A 1,895-nucleotide genomic window follows, 5' to 3' on the forward strand; every position below is an offset into this window, starting at 1 on the left:
TGGTGGACTTCTTACGAGAATTGCGTTTGGTGTTCGTGTTCATTGGATGCACCCGTTTGGCGGGCTCCGATTATCCCATGGACACAAAATTTCTGACGCTCTCGAGCGGATAGAGAGCACGGTAGTACGGGTTCTTCATGTCGCGGTTGCCCGTCGTCATGATCTGAACGATGTTCCTGTCCTTGACGGCTTCATAAGCAGCATAAACAAAGGAATTGTTGTCCACAATGCCGTTATTCGGAACAGTGTCGAAGCTACCATAACGCTTGGCGAAGAGCATGAACTCGTAGTCCGTTTCAGCTTCTGTATTCACGTTGAGGTGAACGCCGGTGTTGTAGCCGTCATGGCCCTTGTCCTTCTGGTCAACAACACGGGTGTTCGTACCCCAGGAGTTGTTGATCACGCCGCCGCGTTCGCCATTGGCCTTGGCAACCTTATCAGCGAGGTCGCCCCAGGCAGCCTTGAAGTATTGGTAATCCTGGAACGGACCGTAGTTGTTGTCGTCCGTAGCACCAGTGTTGCCGACGATGATGTTGGAACCCCAGGCCACGCCATGGAATTCGCTGCCGTCACGATTGCCGCCAACGGTACCCGTCACGTGCGTGCCGTGAGAGTCATTGACGCCTTCCTTCCAATTGCCATCGATGTCGAACTCTTCGTCTTTGTTGAAGGGATTGCCGACAGTTCCTTTATCCTTATCAACAGCCTGAGGATAGCGGTTGCCAACGGAACCGTATTCGCCCTTGGCGCTGGAAACGCTGAAACGATCGCCCGTAAGGTCAGGATGAATGTTCAGGAGTGCGCCAGAGTCCATGACGCCGACGGTCACGCCCTTGCCGTTAAAACCAAGAGCGTATGCCTTGGAGGCGTGCATAGCCGTAAGGCCCCAGTCCTTCTGGTATTCTGACGTTTCAAAAGATTTCTGAGCTTCAGTCACTTGCGTGCTGTTCTCAGCAACGAAGCCAGGTTCCATATAAGCGGCCTGAGCGCCGGTAGCCATCATGATCGAAGCAACGGCAATTGCCAGAGTACTCTTGGCAGCCTTGCCCTTTGTGGCGTGATGTTCGTCGGTGACAACATACTGCTGATGGGCAGCACTCCATTTGGTCTTGTAAACGCGATTCATCTGCGTAACTCCAAACAAATTTGGTCTATGGTTGGTCCATTGCCCCTAGCTCGTTTTGAGCGGGGACCTGCGCAGAATAAGTCGTCACAAAACTCACAAACGGCCAATAGCCTTAAAAAGGCAAATACGTCGTTTCTTTACAACATCATCGTTTTCCCTCGTTTTACCCGTATATCGTTGACTGATCATCCCCGAAACTTGACAAACTCATCCGGCTTCCGGCCGCCTTTTTTCTACTAAATTCATGTTGACATGGATCAAGTGTTGAAGGTCCACCACCGAGCAATGAATTGCGGGTTCTAAAGAATCCAATAACTAGGGCAACTACTGATGTCTTTAGGAGACAGGTCGGGTTTGCCCGAGGGGCGACATGATCTATTGATAGGGGGGGGGGGGGGGTATAGGTAATGACTATTTCGATCTCCTTCGGATCTCGCACCGAACGAAGCCATCCGCGAAACGAGGATTTCGTTCAGCTGGCCCCCTCTGACGCCCCCTTTTCCGCCCTCCGTTCTCCGAATTGGATGCGTACTCGCGGGGCCAAACCCGACACCGCCAGTCGCCAGCAAAGAAAAAGGTTCATCTCGGAAGTCCGTGGAACGCGGCCTTGACTTTTAAGAAAAAGTACAGATCGTCTCGGAAGCCATAAGCTCGTCGCTTAATTTGCTTGATTTTATTGTTGACACCTTCAAGTACAGAGGTGTTGATCTTAAAGTCCGCGGCTGCAATGATGCCCTGCACATAGCCCCTGAGGTTCTTGCCGAAATCT

2 protein-coding genes are annotated in these 1,895 nt (G+C 51.9%); both read right to left on the reverse strand.

The genetic code is table 11. From position 1 onward, the window contains the following. Positions 1-70 precede the first annotated feature (70 nt). Positions 71-1,126 carry a S8 family serine peptidase gene (locus tag HMPREF9465_RS11065; protein WP_005437021.1) on the reverse strand — a complete coding sequence of 352 codons (1,056 nt, stop codon included), beginning with the start codon at positions 1,124-1,126 and terminating at the stop codon, positions 71-73. A gap of 579 nt (positions 1,127-1,705) precedes the next feature. Next, positions 1,706-1,895, reverse strand: a 190-nt coding sequence (locus HMPREF9465_RS12960) for an ISL3 family transposase (protein ID WP_005437022.1), incomplete at its 5' end; no start/stop codon positions are given.

Origin of the sequence: Sutterella wadsworthensis 2_1_59BFAA (genome assembly GCF_000297775.1) — a bacterium.
Lineage (GTDB): Bacteria > Pseudomonadota > Gammaproteobacteria > Burkholderiales > Burkholderiaceae_F > Sutterella > Sutterella wadsworthensis_A.

Coding starts and splice junctions, on each gene's coding strand:
- HMPREF9465_RS11065 (WP_005437021.1), bottom strand. CDS start 1,126: ATGAATCGCGTTTACAAGACCAAATGGAGTGCTGCCCATCAGCAGTAT.